Here is a 19,219-nt window from a genome sequence, read left to right as displayed (position 1 = left end):
ACAAGTACTTTTGTCGATGCGCTTTTACGCACAGATTTCGCCATACGCAAGCATCCTAGCTACAAGGGTGGCTTGGTCCCTCCCGTGGTTGGACTTGCACCAACTAGATAATGCGTGCCTCTGGGCACGCTGAACAAAAAAAGGAGCTGCCGAGGCAAGCTCCTTCAGTATTCTCTGTCTCTCGGTTGAAAAATTCATTCGTTTATAAATCTTGTGATAGACGTATCATATCCACAACTTGAATCCCATTTTCAAATATTTTTTCACTGTAATGTCTTATAAAGAAGTCTCTATCAACTCCAATTATTCTGAACCCACATTTCTGATAGAGAGCAAGTTGTCCTACTCCTGAGTTTCCAGTGCCAATTTCAATCGTTTTAAAACCGAGCAACTTTGCATTTTGAATTGCATGGTTTACCATCTGTTTTCCTATCCCTTTGCCTTGATAGTTTTCAGCAACGGCTACATTAACTAACTCAACTGTCTCAGGCCTTGTTCTTAGTAGAACATAGACACCTATTATGCTATCATCCATTTCAGCGACATAGCATTGGCCTCTTTTGATATATTCTTCAACAAGTTTCTGAGAAGGGTCCGCTAATAAAAGTAACTCCAATGGAGGTTGTTCGTCTGCACTTAACTTTCGTATTTCCATTTATTCTATCTCCTTGATGAAACGATTTTTTAAATATTCCATGCTATCCTGTTTATTAATCATAAATTAATAGCAATGAAAAGGAAATAAAGGAAATTGGAGGAATTCATAGAATAGCTTATCCTAAACTTTCATATCGCATCGACAAGGAGTGTACTTGTGAACTATTCAACATTATCGAAATTCTTACCTTCTAGATTTCATCGTTTTCATGTATTTCTTATTTTTATTACAACCGTATTGCTTGTCTCGTTAATTGGATATAATCAAAGAGATTTTGCGAAACCCCGTAATTATCTCTATGAAAAACATAAGGCTTCCAATGGTGTCGTATTGCATACAATTCGGACTACTCCGGATAATGTTCGACTGCAAGCGATCGATATGAATGTAACGAAAACTCCTTATTACGGTATTAATGGGGGCTTTTTCTGGGAAGGAGCACTGCTAAGCATCGCTGTTATCAATGACCAACCTTTGAAAGGAATGCCTGGCGATTACGGATCTGGATGGTACAACACTGGCATTGACACTAACTTAAAGCGTGGAACGCTTGTTTGGGATGACGTCACTAAACACTTCTCGATTCAAGTAGTCACGCATGCCGGTGAGCTGACCGTAACAGATAAGCAGCGTTATTGGGCACAGGGTGGTGTCAGCATGAAGCTAAACGATAGCTTTGGCTGGGAGAGCGATATGATCTTAGAGCAAATGCCAGCCTATAACGAAGGTCATATGCGTACGGCAGTTGTTTATGATAGTCAAGAGAATATTTATATGATTGTAACACCTTCGTACTGTACGATTGAAGAGTTTCGAGCAGCCATACTCGATAGCTTTAGTGATCGAAGGCTGATAGACGGCATCTATTTGGACGGAGATGGTTCCTCCCAATTGCAGTGCCGCAATGTCCGTCTGAAAGGAGATCAACGACAAGTCTATCAGATGCTAACCTTAATCCAATAAGATGACCCCTTTTAAACCTTTCACATTATTTCAGCTATGCTCATCCCCATATCCTCATTATTAATTATCCGAATATGTCACGTCGTCGAATACCATCTTGCCCACGTTCGTAATCGACTGCGGAAACGGGTTGGCTACACCTTCTCGACGTTAAAGTAACGTGCTTCGGGATGCGCAAAGACAATGGCCGATACCGCCGCCTCCGGCTCCATCATGAACGACTCCGTCAGTTCTACACCGATATCCTCCGGCTTCATCAGTATGAAGAGCGCCTCCTGATCCTCCAGATTCGGACAAGCAGGATAACCGAAGGAGAAACGCTGACCGATATATTTCGCTCCAAATCGCTCCTGCATCGTCATCTGAGGGTTATCAGCAATTCCCCACACATCACGCATGATATGATGAATTCGCTCTGCGAAGCCTTCGGCAACCTCAAGTGCAGTAGCCTGCAGCGCATGCGACTTGAGATAATCCCCTTTGTCGCGCCACGCCTTGGCAAGCTCATTGATCCCATGGCCAGTAGTGACGAGCAGGAAGCCCACATAGTCCATTAGGCCGCTTTCCACTGATTTCAAGTAATCAGCCAAGCAATAGTAAGGTTCCGTTTCCTGCCTTGGAAAGCTAAATGTGTGCAGTTCTTTACTTGGGTCCTCCGGATCATAGACAATGACATCGTTACCGTTAGATTGTGCAGGGAAAAAGCGATACATCCCATGAGCTTGAATAATCCCTTTTCTCTGAGCATCATTCAGAATAGAATCCACGGTTGCTTTCAGTTCTAAGGCTTTAGCATCTTTCTCTTCCAAGAGCCGATCTACTTTGCCTTTCAAGCCTAGATGATGGCCAAGCAGCATCTGCATGTTCACATAAGGCATAATGTGGCCGATCGGATAATCACGCAAAATGTGCCGCATGACATCCGGTGGCACTTGAACCGGAACATCCTTCGAAATGGTAGATTCATGAACACGCGTCAACTTTGGCTCTTCCTTCCTGCTGGCTTCCATGACATACGATTCCTTGCTCTCTCTCAACTCTTGAATGAGCCGCTTCCGCTGCTCAGGATCGCTCAACCGGTTAGCAATGTCCAGACCGTCCATCGCATCCTTGGCATACAAGACTAACCCTTCATATTCCGGAGCAATGCGGGTCTTCGTGAATTTGCGGGTAAGCGCAGCGCCTCCTACCAGTAAAGGTACATCGATACTTGCGCCCCGCAAATCCTGTGCGGTAATGACCATTTGCTGCGCCGATTTCACGAGCAATCCGGATAAGCCGATGGCATCGGGCTGTTCTCTGCGATAAGCTTCAATGATTTGCTCGGGAGGAACCTTAATCCCAAGGTTCACAATTTGGTATCCATTGTTGGAGAGAATGATCTCCACGAGATTTTTACCGATATCGTGAACGTCGCCTTTCACCGTGGCAAGAATAATTTTACCCTTAACTACAGATTCATCCTTCTCCATGTAAGGTTCTAGATAGGATACGGACGCCTTCATGACTTCCGCACTCTGCAGAACTTCAGCGACAATGAGTTCATTGTTGTTAAACAAGCGCCCCACTTCCGCCATTCCTTTCATCAACGGGCCGTTGATAACTTCAAGCGGAGCGTATACCTTCAGAGCCTCTTCCAGGTCGGGAAGGAGTCCTTCCTTCGTCCCTTCGATTATATAGGAGCCGAGGCGTTCTTCCAGTGAAAGATTCGATATTTTTTCTTTCTTCTCTGCTTTTTTCACCCGAAAATGTGCGACAAACTCAGCTAACGTCTCATCGTTCGTATGATAAATTAGATTCTCAGCAAGTCGGCGCTCTTCCTCCGGAATCGAAGCATAACGCTCCAGTTTCTCGGTATTAACAATTGCGTAGTCGAGTCCAGCCTTGGTGCAATGGTATAAGTAAACAGAGTTCAACACTTCCCTGCCTGCATCAGGAAGTCCGAAAGAAATGTTGCTAAGACCAAGAATCGTTTTACATGCTGGGTATTTAGCTTTAATCAGTTTAATTCCTTCGATCGTTTCAACAGCGGATCCGAGATACTGCGGATCACCAGAACCCACGGGGAACATATTCGGGTCAAAAATAATATCGCATGGTTTCAACCCATATTTATGCGTCAACAAGTCATAGGCCCGCTCCGCGACCTCGATCTTAGCTTGTCTGGATATGGCTTGACCTCGTTCATCAATGAGGATCATGACGACGGCTGCCCCGTATTTATGAATCAAAGGCACGATAGCAGCGAACTTGGCTTCGCTATCCTCCAGATTAATCGAGTTGATGATCGCTTTTCCTTGCGAATATTTCAAACCAAGCTCAATGATGTGATCATAGGTGGAGTCGATCATAAGCGGTGCTTTTACTTTCTTTACCACTTCCTGTAAAAAATGCTCCATCGCATAAGCCTCATCGATATCTGTATCCTGCAAATTGATATCAATGACGTGCGCACCATTCTTCACTTGTGCCCTGGCGATTTCCGAGCCTTCCTCAAACTTTCCTTCTTTGATTAATCGTTTGAACTTTCGGGAACCGGAAATGTTCGTTCTCTCTCCAACCATAATCGGACGATTCTCATCCTCGATATAAACAGTCTCGATCCCCGACACCGCAGCGGGATGAATGCCGTAATTCTGGCGCGGCGAGTATTGACTCAACGTATCCGCTAGGACGCGAATATGAGCAGGCGTCGTTCCGCAACAGCCTCCGGCAATGTTAAGCCAGCCCATTTCGGCGAAGCCGGCCATCTTCTTAGCCAGTGACTCTGGCGATTCATGGTAATGCCCGTTCTCATCGGGCAAACCGGCATTCGGGTAGCAACTGATGGCCGAATCGGCGATTTGTGATAGCGTACGAATATGGTCACGCATAAATTCCGGACCGGTCGCACAGTTCAGACCAATGGAGATCGGTTTTAAATGCTCCAGCGAAATGTAGAACGATTCGATATTTTGACCTGCCAACGTGGTACCCATAGGTTCGATCGTTCCTGAGATCATTATAGGCAGCTGCGCACCGAGCTGTTCGCAGGCTCTACGTACGCCAATACTGGCAGCTTTCACGTTGAGTGTATCCTGTGACGTCTCGATTAACAGCGCATCAACGCCGCACTCGATCAAAGCTGCCGCCTGATTATAATAGCTTTCTTCCAATTGTTGGAATGTCACTCCTCCTGTGACAGAGAGCGTCTTAGTCGTAGGCCCCATAGCCCCTGCCACGTAACGCGGCCAATCCGGTGTTGAATATTTCTCAGCAGCTTGAATAGCCAACTTCGCAGCTGCAACATTGATGGCACGCGATTGATCTTGCAAACCATATTCTGCTAGTACAACTGTTGTCGCACCGAAGGTGTTCGTTTCAATCATATCGGAACCAGCGGCCAAGTAGGCTTCATGAATGTCCAGTATAATATCCGGGCGCGTTAGGACGAGCATCTCATTACAGCCATCTAGTTCTTCCCCGCCAAAATCATCGGCAGTCAGATTCGCCTGCTGAATCATAGTCCCCATAGCGCCATCTAGGATCAAAATCTTCTTTTGCATTTGTTCTTGAATAGATGGTTTTTGCATCGTTAATCTTCCTTTCATCTCAGATAAAGAACATCCCCGCTTTAATTTGCAAAAAATGATAGCAAATTACAGCAGGGACTTGATTTTCCGGGGATAGAACTGTTGTCAGTGTCGTTCATGGATGCTAGCCAGCACTCGGTTGCTATCTGTCTGGATTTTTCTCTTTCCCCATTTTCGTAAATACTTGCTAGGGATGTGGAACATACCCTTCAATCTTTTTGAGGTCAGGTAGCGGGTTGAAAGCGAAATCTTCAAGCTTGATATCGGTCTAGTTGCCGCTACGCAGAACCCCCAGTCCTCCCCATATCTCTTCATGACATCAAAATGATAGGGCAATACATAAAAACCGGCTGCTTTGAGCGTTGCCATTATACTCCAGACGAATTCTGGCATCTCTGACATCAAGGAGCACGCTATGGTAATGGCTCCCCCTGGTGCCAGGCGCTTTTTCAGGAGACTGTAAAACTCTTTGCTGTAGAGACGGCCGAGCGCAAGAGAATTATAGCTAGGTTCTGGAACGTCGATGATGATGACATCCCACTTCTTCTGGTTCTTCTCCACGAACGCCCTTCCGTCCTGAATGACGGTTCGCACTTTTGGATTTCGCAGAGACCCCTTATTAAACTTCACCAGCGGCTTCAAATTCTTGCCTAACTCCATCATGATGGAGTCAATATCAACGACGGTAATCGCCTTTACGTCTCGATAACGGAGTACTTCACGCGTTGTAATGCCTCCGCCTCCACCGATCATCAGAATGTTCTGCTTCTGCTTAGCGATGGCCATTGGTATATGAACCATCGATTCAGCCCACATATTGTCATCCTCTGTCGTGCCGAACATCACGTAGCCATCACCATAGATCAGCACTTTGCCATTGGCTTGCTTGACCACTGCTATTCGTTGAAAGCGCGACTTCATTTTGCGCAAAACACGATACTTCCCGTCTGGCTCATCTTCCTCAGAGATATAATCCCGAAAGGACGCAACGCTTGCTTTTGACATATTGATTTTACGATTCGATATAATCTGCGCTTTTTTATAAATCACGATTATCCTCCCCTTTATGGTAGAAATACTTGGTTCATTACTATCGTTTGATCTCGGTCTGGTCCAACAGAAAAAATTGAAACTGGAATCCCCGATAACACACTGATTCTCTCTATGAAATGACGCGCATTGGCAGGAAGATCTTCCATTGACTTGACGCCTGTAATGTCCTCTGACCAGCCGGGGAGCTCTTCATAGATCGGTTCGCACCCAGCTAAGATGTTAAGATTAGCCGGGAATGATTCCATGACATCGTCTATATACTGATATGCCGTACAAATTTTCAAACTAGTAATGCCAGTCAAAACATCGATCGAGTGAAGTGAAAGTCCTGTAATTCCACTCACACGGCGAGCATGGCGAACCACAACACTGTCAAACCATCCCACACGTCTTGGACGACCTGTGGTAGTACCATATTCATGACCAATCTCACGAATGTGGTCTCCAATTTCATTCCTTAATTCAGTCGGAAATGGACCGTCTCCTACTCTTGTCGTATAAGCCTTGGCTACTCCGATCACTTGCTGAATCTTAGTTGGTCCGACACCTGCGCCAATACAGACCCCTCCTGCGATCGGATTGGAAGAGGTCACGAATGGATAGGTTCCATGATCGATGTCTAACATGACTCCCTGGGCACCTTCAAACAAAACTCTTTTTCCAGCGTCTATCGCATCGTTTAGCAGAACTGACGTATCGGTCACATAGGGACGGAGGATTTCTGCTATTGCCAAATATTCATCTAAAAGATCCTCTATAGCAAAACCTTCTGCCACGTAGACTTTGTCAAGCAACCGATTTTTTTCCTTCACATTACGCCTCAACTTACGTTCAAATTCCCCTGGATCCAGTAGATCCGCTATTCGAATACCCACACGAGCAAATTTATCCGTATACGCAGGTCCAATTCCTCTGCGCGTTGTACCAATTTTATTCAGACCTTTCGCATCTTCTTCTACAGAATCCAACTTAAGATGATACGGTAAAATGACATGTGCCCGATTGCTGATCCGTAAGTTATCCGTGCTCACCTTGTGACTTTGAAGATACTCAATCTCCTGAACAAGCGCCCTTGGATCAATGACCACTCCGTTTCCAATCACACAAATTTTATCCTTATAAAAAATTCCGGAAGGAATCAAATGCAGTTTATATTTATTTCCCGCAAACACGATGGTATGACCGGCATTATTGCCGCCTTGATAGCGAGCGACAACACTCGCTTTTCCCGCTAAATAATCGGTTATTTTCCCTTTTCCTTCATCCCCCCACTGCGCTCCTACAACAACGACGGTTGACATCCAGCAATCCCCCCATCTTGGTCCTTACTCTTCACATACCTCGTCAATTCCGCCGTCATTTCATACCGCATAAACGGAGTAATCAGATAAATACCTTTAAAATAACGAGAAACAGTATCCACGAGTTCCATTGCAATTTCCATTCCTTGTTTTCTTGCATCTTCACCTTGGTAGCGAGCCATCTTCGCAAGTACGTCATCTGAAAGTCGTATGCCCGGGACATGATGATGGAGAAATTCAGCATTCCGATAGCTGGTTAAAGGCATGATCCCAATAAAGATAGGAATAGATAGCTGCGCAGTAACTCGTGCGACCTGTTCGATTTGTTGATGACAGAAAAGAGGTTGACTCATGGCATAATCCGCACCTGCTGCAATCTTTTTTTCCAATCTCTCAACAGCCTTGTCTAAATGCCGTGTATTGGGATTGAAGGCTGTCCCAACGGTAAATCCCGCACGTGCTTTAAGGGGACGACCCGAGAATGAAATCCCCTCGTTTAGCTTTATAATCAGGCGTATCATTTCAATTGAAGTTGTATCGTATACGGAGGTGGCTTCCGGAAGATCACCATAGCGCGGAGGGTCACCCGTTACCGTTAGCACATGGTCAATGCCCAAGGCGTAGAGTCCCATCATATGAGACTGTTGAGCAATCAAATTCCTGTCTCGGCAAGTCACGTGGAGGAGAGGCCGAATTCCAACCTGTTCCTTTACGAGTGTCCCCATCGCCACATTGCTGATACGAGTCATCGCGAGCGAGTTATCTGCCATAGTTACCGCGTCTGCTCCTGCCTCTTTTAACGCTATGGCTCCCTCTAAAAAAGGAGAGTAATCCAGATCTCTTGGGGGATCTAATTCCACAATAATGGTCGTTTGTTCTTGAACCATCTCCGGTAAAGTCCTTTGCTTAGGAGGATCTGAACCTGTCTTCATTCTCTCACCTCTTTTCTATTAAAAGTTACTATATTCTATGTAATAGAAACCAAATGGTATGGATGAGTAGCTATTATCATGCCTAAATATATAACTATTGGTAGAATGCACATTACGCATTTAGAAGATTGCGAATATACATATAGTAGTAACACACACCATAATGGTATAAGGGGTTGAAAATATGAATCTGCCTCCTTCTGTTCTAGTAATAGGAACGATTTTCATAGACTGCAAAGGATTTGCCTGGAAAAACTATCATTCATTTACTAGAAATCTGGGTAACATTCAGTTTGTACACGGCGGTGTAGGAAGAAATGTAGCTGAAAATCTAGCAAATCTCGATGTAGCGACATATTTTGCTTCCTCCATTGATGCCACTGCCATTGGGAAAGAAGTCGTAGAGAGACTTCACAAGTCAAACGTCAATACCGATGGTCTTTTCGAGTCAAAACAACTGGGAATGGGCATGTGGCTGGCGATCTTGGACGAAAAAGGCGATCTAGCCGGTTCCATCTCTCAAATGCCGGATCTTACTCTCCTACAAGAGTTGATTTCAAGCAAAGGGAAAGAAATGATTCGGCAATCCACGCACGTTGCGCTTGAATTGGATCTTAATTTCCAAATTGCGCATAGCGTCATCCAGCTAGCTGCAGAAGAAAAGAAACCGATCTACGGCGTTCCCGGCAACTTAGACGTGATTTTAAATCATAGAGAGCTATTAGATCATTTAGATTGTTTTATATGCAACAATTTTGAAGCAGATCTATTTTTCGAGCTGAATTTTACGAATTTAACTACCGCTCAAAAACTAGAGTCTCTTATTCAATTTGTTGATCGGACAGGAATGGGCTCTATGATCGTTACTTTAGGAGAAAAAGGGGCTGTCTATTATAATCCTCAAACCAAAGAAGTTGGGTACCAACCTGTCTTTCCCGTCAAACTTGTTGATTCAAGCGGAGCTGGAGATGCTTTTTTTTCAGGTACAGTCATGGGATTGGTAAGGGGGCTTTCTTTAAAAGAAGCAGTGATTTGTGGAACAAAGGTGGCAGGATGGACCATTGAATCTACTGAAAACACATGCCTGGATCTGCCCCTAAAAATAAAAGACGATGAATTCTTTATAAAATTGAAGTAAGAATGAGCACCGGTTGAAAAGAAAAAAGAGGGCTATCCGATAGCCCTCTTTCTTAGCCCATTACAGCGTTACGTTGATCAGAATGGTAATATTTGAATAACCTCAAATTTTTCAAGCTATTTTGTAAGGCATATTTTTTTTCTTCAAGAACTTCTTTTGGCAATTTGAACAACGTTGAAAGGTTTTTGGGGAGTGTTTGGTTAGGGACCGATACTTTTTTTCTGCCTGGTATAAAATTTTTAAACGAAGCAATTTGGAAGCCCCAGTCTCCAAAAGAAGGGACATAAACATAGTAGCTTTTCGTATTCAATCCTACACTTTTCAATGTATGATGAATGCTCCAATATACACGTGGCATATCTTCTGTCGAATTGGACTGGATGACGATCATACCGCCAGGAGCAAGCGATTTTACTATGCGTTGGAAAAATTCTTTTGTGTACAGCTTACTAATTACTTTGTCTGATGGATCGGGAAAATCGACGATAATCACATTATAGGTCTTTGAAGTAGGGAAAAATAATCTTGCATCCTTTTGATGAACCTTCACGCGTTTATTAAATAATGAACGATGATTTAAAGTAGATAGGGGCTTACTTTTTGCTAGTTTGATTATTTTGGGATCCAGCTCAACCAGATCAACCTTTTTTACATCCTTATACTTAAGAACTTCTCGTACTGCGAATCCATCACCTCCACCTAATATTAATACATGACGTCGACTGGGGGACATCGTCATTGCCGGATGAACAAGTGCTTCGTGATAAAAGCGTTCATCCAGTGAACTGAATTGCAATTGCTTATCCAAATACATCCGTACATCTTTCGCTTCTACTAGGACAATATTTTGAAACCGACTTTTACCTTTAAATATGATTTTAGGTTTCCTTTGCAATAAATGCCTTAGTGTTGGTATATCCCATATATCACCCCGAGTTTGAATTGAGTTAGGTTTTTTTCTTATCGGTTTTTTGGCCTTACCTTGAGTCATTGTCTTATTTTGCAATTATTTCACCTCTTATTTAATTACAGTTTCGCAATAACTTCTCCTACAAATTAAAATCATGATATGCCATGGTTTTTGAGAAAGTGTGGGCTTCTCTGGGTGACAGTATGAATCTGCGTATCCTTATCTCAAAAACAAAAAAAGGTCAATCTGCATGAGCAAACTGACCTTTTTTTATGGACTATGGCTCAACGTTTGTTTAGAGGCATTATCCATTTTTCTGATAATATAACTGAGAACGACCGGAAGATTATGAATAAAATCCTTAACGAGCCCCCAATCTCCTTCGGCTGATTCGATCTTGGGGACTTTTAATTCAAGAATTAAAATGGTCATCACGATTGCTATGACGCCATCACTAAGAGCCTCAAGCCTCGTCTTGGTCATCGGGAGTTAGCTATAACACTATAATGCTTCATCTCTAAGATTGCATTGAAAAAGGGTTTAACCAATGAAAAGAAATGTTGAAAATCTGAGCTCGTCCGAAATCCTTGCATATGTCCCTCCATCGAGTCCCATTCGATTCTGACAATGAAATGATTAGCTTCTTCAATGCCCTTAATGACCTCATATGACAAACAATGCGTAGAGCGGTCTAAATACGTTCCAGCCTCTGTATATGCCGTTATGAATTGCTGAGCTGTTTCTGGCGCTATGTCATACCGAATGATTTCCACTACCATGTGATATCCCGCCTTCATAATTTTTTTCATATATGTAATCCACATCCAGAATTATACCGGGTGGAACCTCAGCAAACAATACGGCACATTTTTGTTCGTAGAACGTTGCCATGGTTGCGTGCTATTCGCCTGACGTCCCCAAAGCACTCACTTGCAGGTCGAATTCGCGCATACGTTGTTTGCCCCATTCGCACATAAGCTCAAGAATCGGCTCAACACTCTTGCCATACTCGGTGAGGGAATATTCAACTCTTTTAATCCGCTCGTCAAATACAATCCTCTGGATCAAGCCATCCTCCTCCTGTTCCTTCAATTGAAGGGTCAGTATTCGCTGAGTGATATTCGGCATCCGCTGATGAAGCTGGTTGTAGCGTAAAGTCTGCTTGGATACATACCGCAGGATGACCGTCTTCCACTTCCCACCCAGAACATCTAATGTCACTTCTACTGGACAGCCATATATTTTAGTCATGGTAAATACAACTCCTCTTCAATTCTTTGTGATATAAATTTACCTTATTTTAACATATAAGAACAACTAGAAAAACGGCCCTTATTCGCTATTTTGCGATAGGACCGTTTTTGTATTCTTGCTATTTTTTGAGTTGTTGGATTAAATTGCAAAAGTTGCTAGGATGATTACCAAAAGAATAAAAAGAACTAAGATAAATGCTACGTTTTGGCCATAACCATAACCTACTCCACTCATTTTTATTCTCTCCCCTCTGGTGATTTTTCACTACGTTATAAATATACGCTCAGTACATATAGCTTGATTGGACGTATGCCATGGGGAGGCAAACGCGGAGGAAAAGCTCAAACGCATCGAGATAACTTATGCAGAAATTTGAGAATCAAATTGCATCCATACCATCATAGGACCCACCACCCTATGCATCATCACATGAACCATCATGGATATCACGATGGGATTCATCATGGGTATATGCAAGGATACTATCATGCACGCGCGATAGGGCCGTTTGTCTTGATTATCATTGTGCTGGATTTAGGAATCTTAAATTACAAAAGCTGATGTGATGATAACCAAAAGAATAAAAAGAACCAAAATAAATGCTACGTTGCGACCCATCCCGTAACCGTCACCACAACCTACACCATAACCTACTGCTCCCATGTTTACTCATTCCCTTCAGTGATTTTTCACTTACAGTATAAATATATGTTCGGTACAGAGTGCTTGCTTGGACGTATGATATTGGGAGGTAACCGCGGAGGAAAAATCCGAAATAAAAAAACGGCCCGTGGTCGCATCTATTTCGCGATAGGGCCGTTTTTGTTATTCTCGATTTTTTTGTTGGATGAAGGAAATTTAAATTACAAAAGCTGATGTGATGATAACTAAAAGAATAAAAAGAACTAAAATAAATGCTACGTTACGGCCCATCCCATAACCGTCACCACAACCTGCACCATAACCTACTGCTCCCATGTTTACTCATTCCCTTCAGTTGTTTTTCACTACAGTATAAATATATGTTCGGTACAGGGTGCTTGATTGGACATTTGCCATTGTTAGGCAAACGCTGATACCTTATAAGAACTTGTTGCGATACTCGGACGGCGTCATACCATACTGCTTCTTAAAGCTCTCCCGGAAATGATCCTGGTCTGTATATCCAATCCAGTCGCAAACCTCATAGATTTTAATGGCGGGATCCTTCAGCAGTCGCGCTGCTTCCTCCATTCGAAGGCGAATGATCGCATAATTGATCGTCATACCAGTTACTTCTTTAAACAGCAGATTCAAATATTTATCACTTAATCCAACTGAAGCGGATACATCGGATAGCGCCAATTCCTTGCGCGTGTATTCTGCTTTCAAGTACTGGATCGCTTGCTCGACCAGCTTCTTCTTTTTTAAACTTCCGGACCATTCCCCAAGCGGCAGAGTTTCCAACAAATTCGGAAGTTTGTCCTTGGCGGCTTGTTGTGTGAGAGCCAAGGCCTGACGCTCTCCTCGTTCTTTGCGCAGCACCTCAACCCCGTGCGCAAGAACTCTTTCAATCTCGCCCGGGTCGATCGGCTTCTGAACATAGTCGAGCACCTGCAGTTTAATGGCTTGCCGGGCGTGCTCAAACTCATTGAGTCCGGATAAAATAATGCAGCGGATATCCGGATTGCGAGCTTTTACAGCCTCAATCAACTCCAAGCCATTCATCTTAGGCATCCCAATATCGGTCAAGAGAAGATCTGGTTCCTCGCGGTCCAGCCAGGCCAGAACCTCCTCACCATTTTCAACGGCGCCCAACAATTCAATATCTAAAGCTTGCCAGTTAATGGCGTGAACCAACGTTTCACGAACGATCTTCACATCTTCTGCAATCAGCAGCTTGAACATTCAGACCCTTCCTTTCTTCATACTGGCTGCTCCGGATGGTAGGGCAGAACAACTTCAACGCATGTTCCCTCTTTTACCCCTATATATCGTAAACCATAAGCTTCACCAACATGCAGTTGGATTCTCCGGTGTACATTCATAGTACCGTAACCGGTCCCTATGCCGCTATTTTTAATACCGACATCTCGCACAGGCTGTTGAGAAAGCATTTGGTTCATTTTATTTGCATCGCAACCTCGTCCATTGTCTTCGATACGCATCACAAGCTCCTCCCTTTCCAATCGTGCTGAAACAATGATTCGGCAACCGGAATGACGATCGGCAAACCCATGAATGATGGCATTTTCAGCTAGAGGCTGCAAAATTAAATGCACGATGTTTGCAGACAACAACTCATCAGGAACTTGTATTTCGACGTTCAGATCATCCATCATCATCTTTTGAATGTGGAGATAGGCTTCAACCTGCTTGACCTCACTTTCTAAGGAAATCCAGGTTTGACCTCGATTCAGGCCGTAACGAAATACGTTGGCGAGTGAACGAACGACCCGACTCGTTTCCTGATCTCCCGCCATAATAGCCCGACAGTTAATTAAATCCAAGGTGTTATATAAGAAATGAGGGTTGATCTGGGCATGCAGCAGCTCCAGTTGTAGCTGGCGGCGTTCAATCTCTTCGGTAAAGGATTTCTCGATCAAACTATGCAGGGTAACGAGCATGGCAGCGAACTTTTGGTTCAGCTCATCCACCTCATAGATACCTGTGTTTTGATAAGGAAGCGGCATTTTAAATTCCACAACTTCCGGACGCTGGATAGCGTTAACAAGTCTAGTAATGGGAACAGTGACCCGCACAACGATTCTTCTAAGCCAGAAGCCCGCAACCAGCAAAGCAGCCAATGTTATAGCAGCACCTAGGGCGGATATCGCGAAGGTGTATTGGCTGAAATGGCTCTCTGGAACCACCGATAACAACTTCCAGCCATTCTTCAGCGTTTGGAACATAACCCTGTGGCTTTCTCCGTCTATTCTTGTTATGATCGACCCCTTAGCTCCGGTCAATGTGCTTACATAGGGAAACTTTCCTGCGTTTTCGAGAAAATCATAGCGCTCGCTGTAGATGACTTGATTCGTTTCATCCAGCAGCAGATGGTAGCCCTTCTCCAAATGAGCATTGTCGAACATGCTCTTGATGTTCCTGGTATCCGCACCGACGATCACCGTACCGAGGCTGCGGCCGTCTTTGAGACTCGTCTTTTTCCTCGCGGAATAGATCATAGCGGCATTCATCAGATCCCTCTTCTGGCCCCACCATACGTTCTGACGTTCCCCGCTGCTCAGTCGGTGAAACCATTCCTGATCCTGCAAATCTTCATTCTTGAAGATTCCTGTTATCGGATAGAAATCATCTGGCGCCATGGCATAGAGGCCGCTCCCCGGTTCCAATGCAAGAGAAACCACGTAGGATTGCTGCGCCATATCAGGAGACCCAAAGTCATTCAAGAGGGACAATAACGACAGATTCTGCAGGTTAGTCTCCAGCGTGTAATAATTATCGGCCGCCTCGAAAGTTTCCTGATATGTGGCCTCGAGCAGATTCTCTATCGATTGATTACTTAAAATAAAAGCGGCTACATTATTCATTGTATCGAACTGGTATTCGATATTCCTATACACGAATTTCATCGACTGTTCCGCCATCTTGAGGGAATGGTCGTTCTGAACTCGGATGAGAATGTAACTAGCCGCCGTTGCAAATAAAGCGATGAAGGTGACAATCAGCACAAAGATCGGAAGACCGAGCCTTGACAGTAATCCTGATTTGCCTTTACGTTTTTGTATCTGAATTGCCATAATCCCCATCCTTTTCAATGATGCTATGGCTAAAGCCCCGTCAACCGATGATTATCGGCCGAGGGGCTTCCCATTCATATCTAAAGCTTCTTCAAGAAGGACATGCTTTCCTTCTACTTGCCTGACTTTTTCTTCAAGGATTCTTCGAGCTCAGTTAATATTTTTGTCCCTCCCTGTGATTTCCATTTTTCTGCAAATTCGTCAAACTTCTTGATGTCTGCGCCCATAATGATTTGCGTAAAGACAGAATCGCGCAAGGTATTCAGCTCCACCAGCTTAGCTAGTTTGGTTGGTGAATCCAGATAGTTGGAAGCGTCGGTAATTTGGTACTTATTATGAATTGCGACATCCAGCGCCTGTGACTGGCGGAGTGGAAGCGACTCTAGGTAACGTGGCCAGCCTTTCAGTCCGGGAGCAAACAGATAGCTTTGAATACCACGGAAGTTCCCGTTCTTATCCTGCTGTGTCTTGGGATCAATTAGATCAGTAACGACCCTCATCTTGCCATTATCGATTTGATAGTCTTCCCCTTCAATGCCCCACACGGTAAGCATCTGATTCTCAAGTGATAACGAGTTCTCGATCATAGCCAATACTTTCTTAGGATCTTTCGTTTTGGCGCTGATCGCGTGCATTTGGCCGAATGGAGCACCTGCAGGGGCTACAGCTTTGCCATCCGTACCAACAAGCGAGTCGGTCAAAGTCAAATATTTGTACGGTTGAAAGGACTGATCGGCGAGCTTTCCATCTGCTGTGAGTTTACCACTTTTCTTTAACTCGTTTGTTTCAACTTGGGTATCGTAATCGTTCGGCGTGGACCACCAGCCCATCCAAGAGAACAGCTTGCCGCTATACAGCTTCGCCCTCAGCTGCTCTTCCTTAATCGTCGCGAATTCTTTGTCGATAAGTCCTTCTGCATACATTTTTTGCAGATACTGCAGGGCTTCTCTCATCTTGGGATCAATGTCGTAATTGCTGAATTTGCCATCCTTCTCGGTAAAAAAGCCAGGTGTCACACCAAACGCGCCGAAAATATGGTCAAAAGAATTATTCGCGTATTTCTGCTGACCGATTTGTGCCGTATAGCCTCCGAGCGGAATCACATCAGGTTTCTCTGCCTTACTTTTTTTCAACAAATTGTAGTATTCATCAAGAGTTTTCGGAACCATAGCCCCCATGCCCTCCACAAAATCCTTTCGCAGCACAAGATTCCAGCGGTATCCTGAGCCCGGTCCGCCTTGATATGGAATACCGTAAATCTTACCGTTTACTTTCGCCTGTTCAAAAACTTCCTTCGGCACTTCCTTGAGAATATTCGGCGTATCCTTCTCATTGATCAGGGCCGTAAGATCAGCGAAAGCGCCCTGCTGCGCATATTTTTGGAAATCGTCGGCGAAATCAATTCGAACAACATCAGGAATATCACCGCTCGACATCTTCAGATTTAACTTCGTTTTGTACTGCTGAAGGTCAACCATTTCGGGAATAATCTTGATATTCAGCTTTTTCTCTACAGCTTGTTTGATTACATCTTTCGATGGATCGTAAGGCTTGGATATGTCCTGGGCTTTTAACCATTTCAGTTCGTAGGGCTCCTCCGTTTTCGGCGATGCCGATACCGCACTTCCTGAAGGCGAAGAAGAAACTGCAGGTAAGTCGCTGGATTTGCTGCACCCCACAACCGTTACGGTTCCGACTAAAATGGCGGCAAGCATACCGTTCGACCAAACTTTCACTTGATTTGACATGTAAAATAGACCTCCTTGATTTCTCTTTGATATGTTCACTTTAACCTTTCACCGAGCCAATCAACATGCCTTGCTCAAAATGCTTTTGAATGAAAGGGTAAATAATGAGCATCGGCAGGGCGACAATGATAATAGCAGCCATTTGAATGCCTATCGTAGGCGGAGGCGTTGAGCCAGCCGCTTCAAGCAGCTCCGGCGGGAGGCTGGAACTTGCAATAATCGTGCGGAGTACGAGCTGTACAGGCGCTTTGTGCCAATCCGTCACATAGAGCATAGCATTAAAGAAATCGTTCCAGTAGACGACTAGATAAAGGAGTCCAATCGTCGCTATGACCGGTTTGGATAAGGGCAGAACGATCTGCCACAGGATTCTGAACTCGGATGCCCCATCAATTGAAGCAGATTCCCGCAAGCTATCGGGGATGCCTTCAAAAAACGATTTCATAATGATCATGTTAAAAGCACTGAAGGCCATAACCACAATCAACACATAACTTGTATCTAGTAATCCCAACTGTTTAATGGTGATATAAGTAGGAATCATTCCGCCCTTGAATAGCATGGTGAAAACAAAGAAGAGCATGATCATTCGCCGACCGGGCAGCTGTTTCTCCGCGAGCGTGTAAGACGCCGTTATCGTAAGGAACAGCGCAAGCAAGACGCCGACCGCTGTATTGCGAATCGTATTGCCGTACGCAGAGTATATAAGCGAGCCTTCCTGCAGCAAGTACTTGTAATATTCCAAACTGAAGGAAGTCGGAAACAGAATCAATCCATTTTTTTCGCTGAAAATATGGTACGGCGTAACGGATACGGAAATAACATACCAGAATGGGATGACAATGAGAATCGTCAATGTGGTTAGAATGATATAGTTGGTGGAGACAAAGGCCTTCTCGCCTTTTGTAAGCTTCATCGGTTCTCTTTCCTTTCTCAGAAAATGCCGGAATCATTGATTCGCTTAGCGAACTGATTGGCAACCAGCAAAATCACAAGTCCAATTGTGCCCTTGATGACGTCAGCCGCAGCGGCAAGACTGAGACTGAACTGCTCGATGCCTACACGGTAAATGTACGTATCCAGAATATCCCCAACCTCAAAGACCATCGGATTGTACAAGTTAATCACCTGATCCAACCCAGCGCTCATGATATATCCGACCCTCAGGATGAAGATGACGATGATAGTTCCCATAATTCCCGGCACAGTAATGTGAATAATCCGCCCAAAGCGTGATGCCCCATCCATAATAGCCGCTTCGTACACTTCCGGATTAAGCCCAGCGATGGCTGCAATATAGATGATAGCTGCCCAGCCCATCTCTTTCATGGCATCCGTGACGACAAGGATCGTTCGGAAATATGCCGGTTCGACGAGCAGATAAGCAGGATCGCCACCGAAGAATTCGATGATTTTATTAATGACTCCAGTTTCCGGTGAAAGGAGCAGCGTTATGATCCCTCCATAGACGACCCAAGACACGAATCTTGGCAGGTAGACGGCCGTTTGAAGCGACTTTTTGAACCATGCAACTCTAACTTCATTCAATGCAAGCGCTAACAGGATCGGGCAAAGGAACCCGCTAATCATTTTGTATAAGCTGATAAGCAGTGTATTCTTGAAGGCATGGAGGAACAATTCTGATTCAAATAACATTCGGAAATATTTGAATCCGACCCACTCACTGCCGGAGAATCCCTGAATAGCGTTATAATCCATAAACGCAATGCTGATGCCATATAGCGGGAGATAGTCAAAAATGAGAACCCATGCGGCAGCGGGCAGCAGTAGAACATATAACAGCCTATATTTCCATAACCTCCTTATATGCTTCAGCAGTGGCTTTTCTTTTGTTTCGGTGATCTTGGCGGTCACCATCCCCATCTCTTTATCCTCCTATCTTACTTCTTGTCGCACTCGACTAAGAAAGTGCTTACATATTTAGCTTAG

General features: G+C 44.3%; 18 protein-coding genes and 1 pseudogene. 2 read left to right on the top strand and 17 right to left on the bottom strand.

The genetic code is table 11. The features are described 5' to 3' along the window. Positions 1-202 precede the first annotated feature (202 nt). Positions 203-655: a GNAT family N-acetyltransferase gene (locus ASG85_RS12515; RefSeq protein WP_057302216.1), complete on the bottom strand. Its 453-nt coding sequence runs from the start codon at positions 653-655 to the stop codon at positions 203-205. 159 nt (positions 656-814) lie between these two features. Here ASG85_RS12515 and ASG85_RS12510 point away from each other — a divergent pair, with 159 nt between their 5' ends. Then, positions 815-1,621 carry a hypothetical protein gene (locus ASG85_RS12510; RefSeq protein WP_060646410.1) on the top strand — a complete coding sequence of 269 codons (807 nt, stop codon included), beginning with the start codon at positions 815-817 and terminating at the stop codon, positions 1,619-1,621. A 134-nt stretch (positions 1,622-1,755) separates the two neighbouring features. On the opposite strand, the gene metH is transcribed toward ASG85_RS12510, so the two are convergent. From metH to ASG85_RS12490, 4 genes and pseudogenes are all read right to left on the bottom strand, one after another. Next, entirely contained in the window at positions 1,756-5,193 is a 3,438-nt protein-coding gene (gene metH, locus ASG85_RS12505) for a methionine synthase (protein WP_060646409.1), read from the bottom strand. A 105-nt stretch (positions 5,194-5,298) separates the two neighbouring features. Next, positions 5,299-6,243, bottom strand: coding sequence for a spermidine synthase (locus ASG85_RS12500; RefSeq protein ID WP_060646408.1), 945 nt, complete (start codon positions 6,241-6,243; stop codon positions 5,299-5,301). Positions 6,244-6,257: 14 nt separating this feature from the next. Continuing rightward, positions 6,258-7,547, bottom strand: a complete 1,290-nt coding sequence (locus ASG85_RS12495; RefSeq protein WP_060646407.1) for an adenylosuccinate synthase — start codon at positions 7,545-7,547, stop codon at positions 6,258-6,260. After that, a pseudogene (locus tag ASG85_RS12490) lies at positions 7,526-8,467 on the bottom strand (methylenetetrahydrofolate reductase); the annotation flags it as partial. The gene ASG85_RS12495 and the pseudogene ASG85_RS12490, both read right to left, overlap by 22 nt. 196 nt (positions 8,468-8,663) lie before the next feature. Here ASG85_RS12490 and ASG85_RS12485 point away from each other — a divergent pair. After that, a complete protein-coding gene (locus ASG85_RS12485) occupies positions 8,664-9,617 on the top strand; it encodes a carbohydrate kinase family protein (RefSeq protein WP_060646406.1) in 954 nt (317 codons plus the stop codon). Between the two features lie 52 nt (positions 9,618-9,669). Here the strand turns inward: ASG85_RS12485 and ASG85_RS12480 are convergent, their stop codons facing one another. The 12 genes from ASG85_RS12480 to ASG85_RS12440 all read right to left on the bottom strand — a co-directional run bounded on the left by ASG85_RS12480 (position 9,670) and on the right by ASG85_RS12440 (position 19,153). Continuing rightward, a complete protein-coding gene (locus ASG85_RS12480; protein WP_057302222.1) occupies positions 9,670-10,623 on the bottom strand; it encodes a fused MFS/spermidine synthase in 954 nt (317 codons plus the stop codon). Positions 10,624-10,797: 174 nt separating this feature from the next. Beyond that, positions 10,798-11,010: a TMEM175 family protein gene (locus ASG85_RS12475; protein ID WP_060646405.1), complete on the bottom strand. Its 213-nt coding sequence runs from the start codon at positions 11,008-11,010 to the stop codon at positions 10,798-10,800. After that, complete coding sequence (locus ASG85_RS12470) at positions 11,007-11,336, bottom strand: antibiotic biosynthesis monooxygenase family protein (protein ID WP_200961674.1); 330 nt, start codon at positions 11,334-11,336, stop codon at positions 11,007-11,009. The genes ASG85_RS12475 and ASG85_RS12470 overlap by 4 nt, the downstream gene beginning before the upstream one ends. 91 nt (positions 11,337-11,427) lie before the next feature. Continuing rightward, positions 11,428-11,778, bottom strand: a complete 351-nt coding sequence (locus ASG85_RS12465; protein WP_060646404.1) for a winged helix-turn-helix transcriptional regulator — start codon at positions 11,776-11,778, stop codon at positions 11,428-11,430. A gap of 141 nt (positions 11,779-11,919) precedes the next feature. Further along, positions 11,920-12,015 carry a YjcZ family sporulation protein gene (locus tag ASG85_RS37790; RefSeq protein WP_156389900.1) on the bottom strand — a complete coding sequence of 32 codons (96 nt, stop codon included), beginning with the start codon at positions 12,013-12,015 and terminating at the stop codon, positions 11,920-11,922. A 309-nt stretch (positions 12,016-12,324) separates the two neighbouring features. Beyond that, on the bottom strand, positions 12,325-12,444 hold the full coding sequence (locus tag ASG85_RS36930) for a YjcZ family sporulation protein (RefSeq protein ID WP_082562066.1): 120 nt from the start codon (positions 12,442-12,444) through the stop codon (positions 12,325-12,327). A gap of 195 nt (positions 12,445-12,639) precedes the next feature. Then, a complete protein-coding gene (locus ASG85_RS37785; RefSeq protein ID WP_082562067.1) occupies positions 12,640-12,759 on the bottom strand; it encodes a YjcZ family sporulation protein in 120 nt (39 codons plus the stop codon). Positions 12,760-12,861: 102 nt separating this feature from the next. Next, positions 12,862-13,668: a response regulator transcription factor gene (locus tag ASG85_RS12460; protein WP_060646403.1), complete on the bottom strand. Its 807-nt coding sequence runs from the start codon at positions 13,666-13,668 to the stop codon at positions 12,862-12,864. A 17-nt stretch (positions 13,669-13,685) separates the two neighbouring features. Then, positions 13,686-15,521, bottom strand: a complete 1,836-nt coding sequence (locus tag ASG85_RS12455; RefSeq protein ID WP_060646402.1) for a sensor histidine kinase — start codon at positions 15,519-15,521, stop codon at positions 13,686-13,688. A gap of 113 nt (positions 15,522-15,634) precedes the next feature. Further along, positions 15,635-17,269 (bottom strand): extracellular solute-binding protein, encoded by a 1,635-nt coding sequence (locus ASG85_RS12450; protein WP_057302228.1) that lies wholly within the window; start codon positions 17,267-17,269, stop codon positions 15,635-15,637. 40 nt (positions 17,270-17,309) lie between these two features. Next, positions 17,310-18,185 carry a carbohydrate ABC transporter permease gene (locus ASG85_RS12445; protein WP_060646401.1) on the bottom strand — a complete coding sequence of 292 codons (876 nt, stop codon included), beginning with the start codon at positions 18,183-18,185 and terminating at the stop codon, positions 17,310-17,312. 17 nt (positions 18,186-18,202) lie between these two features. After that, on the bottom strand, positions 18,203-19,153 hold the full coding sequence (locus ASG85_RS12440; protein WP_060646400.1) for an ABC transporter permease: 951 nt from the start codon (positions 19,151-19,153) through the stop codon (positions 18,203-18,205). Positions 19,154-19,219: the final 66 nt, after the last annotated feature.

This window comes from Paenibacillus sp. Soil724D2 (assembly GCF_001427935.1).
GTDB lineage: Bacteria > Bacillota > Bacilli > Paenibacillales > NBRC-103111 > Paenibacillus_E.
Note: the sequence above shows the minus strand (reverse complement) of the source record. Positions and strands in the feature narration are given on the sequence as shown.

Excerpts from the sequence above, each read along its gene's own strand:
- ASG85_RS12485 (WP_060646406.1), top strand. The coding sequence starts at position 8,664 with ATGAATCTGCCTCCTTCTGTTCTAGTAATAGGAACGATTTTCATAGAC.
- ASG85_RS12440 (WP_060646400.1), bottom strand. The coding sequence starts at position 19,153 with ATGGGGATGGTGACCGCCAAGATCACCGAAACAAAAGAAAAGCCACTG.
- ASG85_RS12455 (WP_060646402.1), bottom strand. The coding sequence starts at position 15,521 with ATGGCAATTCAGATACAAAAACGTAAAGGCAAATCAGGATTACTGTCA.
- metH (WP_060646409.1), bottom strand. The coding sequence starts at position 5,193 with ATGCAAAAACCATCTATTCAAGAACAAATGCAAAAGAAGATTTTGATC.
- ASG85_RS12495 (WP_060646407.1), bottom strand. The coding sequence starts at position 7,547 with ATGTCAACCGTCGTTGTTGTAGGAGCGCAGTGGGGGGATGAAGGAAAA.
- ASG85_RS37790 (WP_156389900.1), bottom strand. The coding sequence starts at position 12,015 with ATGAGTGGAGTAGGTTATGGTTATGGCCAAAACGTAGCATTTATCTTA.
- ASG85_RS12465 (WP_060646404.1), bottom strand. The coding sequence starts at position 11,778 with ATGACTAAAATATATGGCTGTCCAGTAGAAGTGACATTAGATGTTCTG.
- ASG85_RS37785 (WP_082562067.1), bottom strand. The coding sequence starts at position 12,759 with ATGGGAGCAGTAGGTTATGGTGCAGGTTGTGGTGACGGTTATGGGATG.
- ASG85_RS12450 (WP_057302228.1), bottom strand. The coding sequence starts at position 17,269 with ATGTCAAATCAAGTGAAAGTTTGGTCGAACGGTATGCTTGCCGCCATT.
- ASG85_RS12445 (WP_060646401.1), bottom strand. The coding sequence starts at position 18,185 with ATGAAGCTTACAAAAGGCGAGAAGGCCTTTGTCTCCACCAACTATATC.
- ASG85_RS12515 (WP_057302216.1), bottom strand. The coding sequence starts at position 655 with ATGGAAATACGAAAGTTAAGTGCAGACGAACAACCTCCATTGGAGTTA.
- ASG85_RS36930 (WP_082562066.1), bottom strand. The coding sequence starts at position 12,444 with ATGGGAGCAGTAGGTTATGGTGTAGGTTGTGGTGACGGTTACGGGATG.
- ASG85_RS12475 (WP_060646405.1), bottom strand. The coding sequence starts at position 11,010 with ATGACCAAGACGAGGCTTGAGGCTCTTAGTGATGGCGTCATAGCAATC.
- ASG85_RS12470 (WP_200961674.1), bottom strand. The coding sequence starts at position 11,336 with ATGAAAAAAATTATGAAGGCGGGATATCACATGGTAGTGGAAATCATT.
- ASG85_RS12460 (WP_060646403.1), bottom strand. The coding sequence starts at position 13,668 with ATGTTCAAGCTGCTGATTGCAGAAGATGTGAAGATCGTTCGTGAAACG.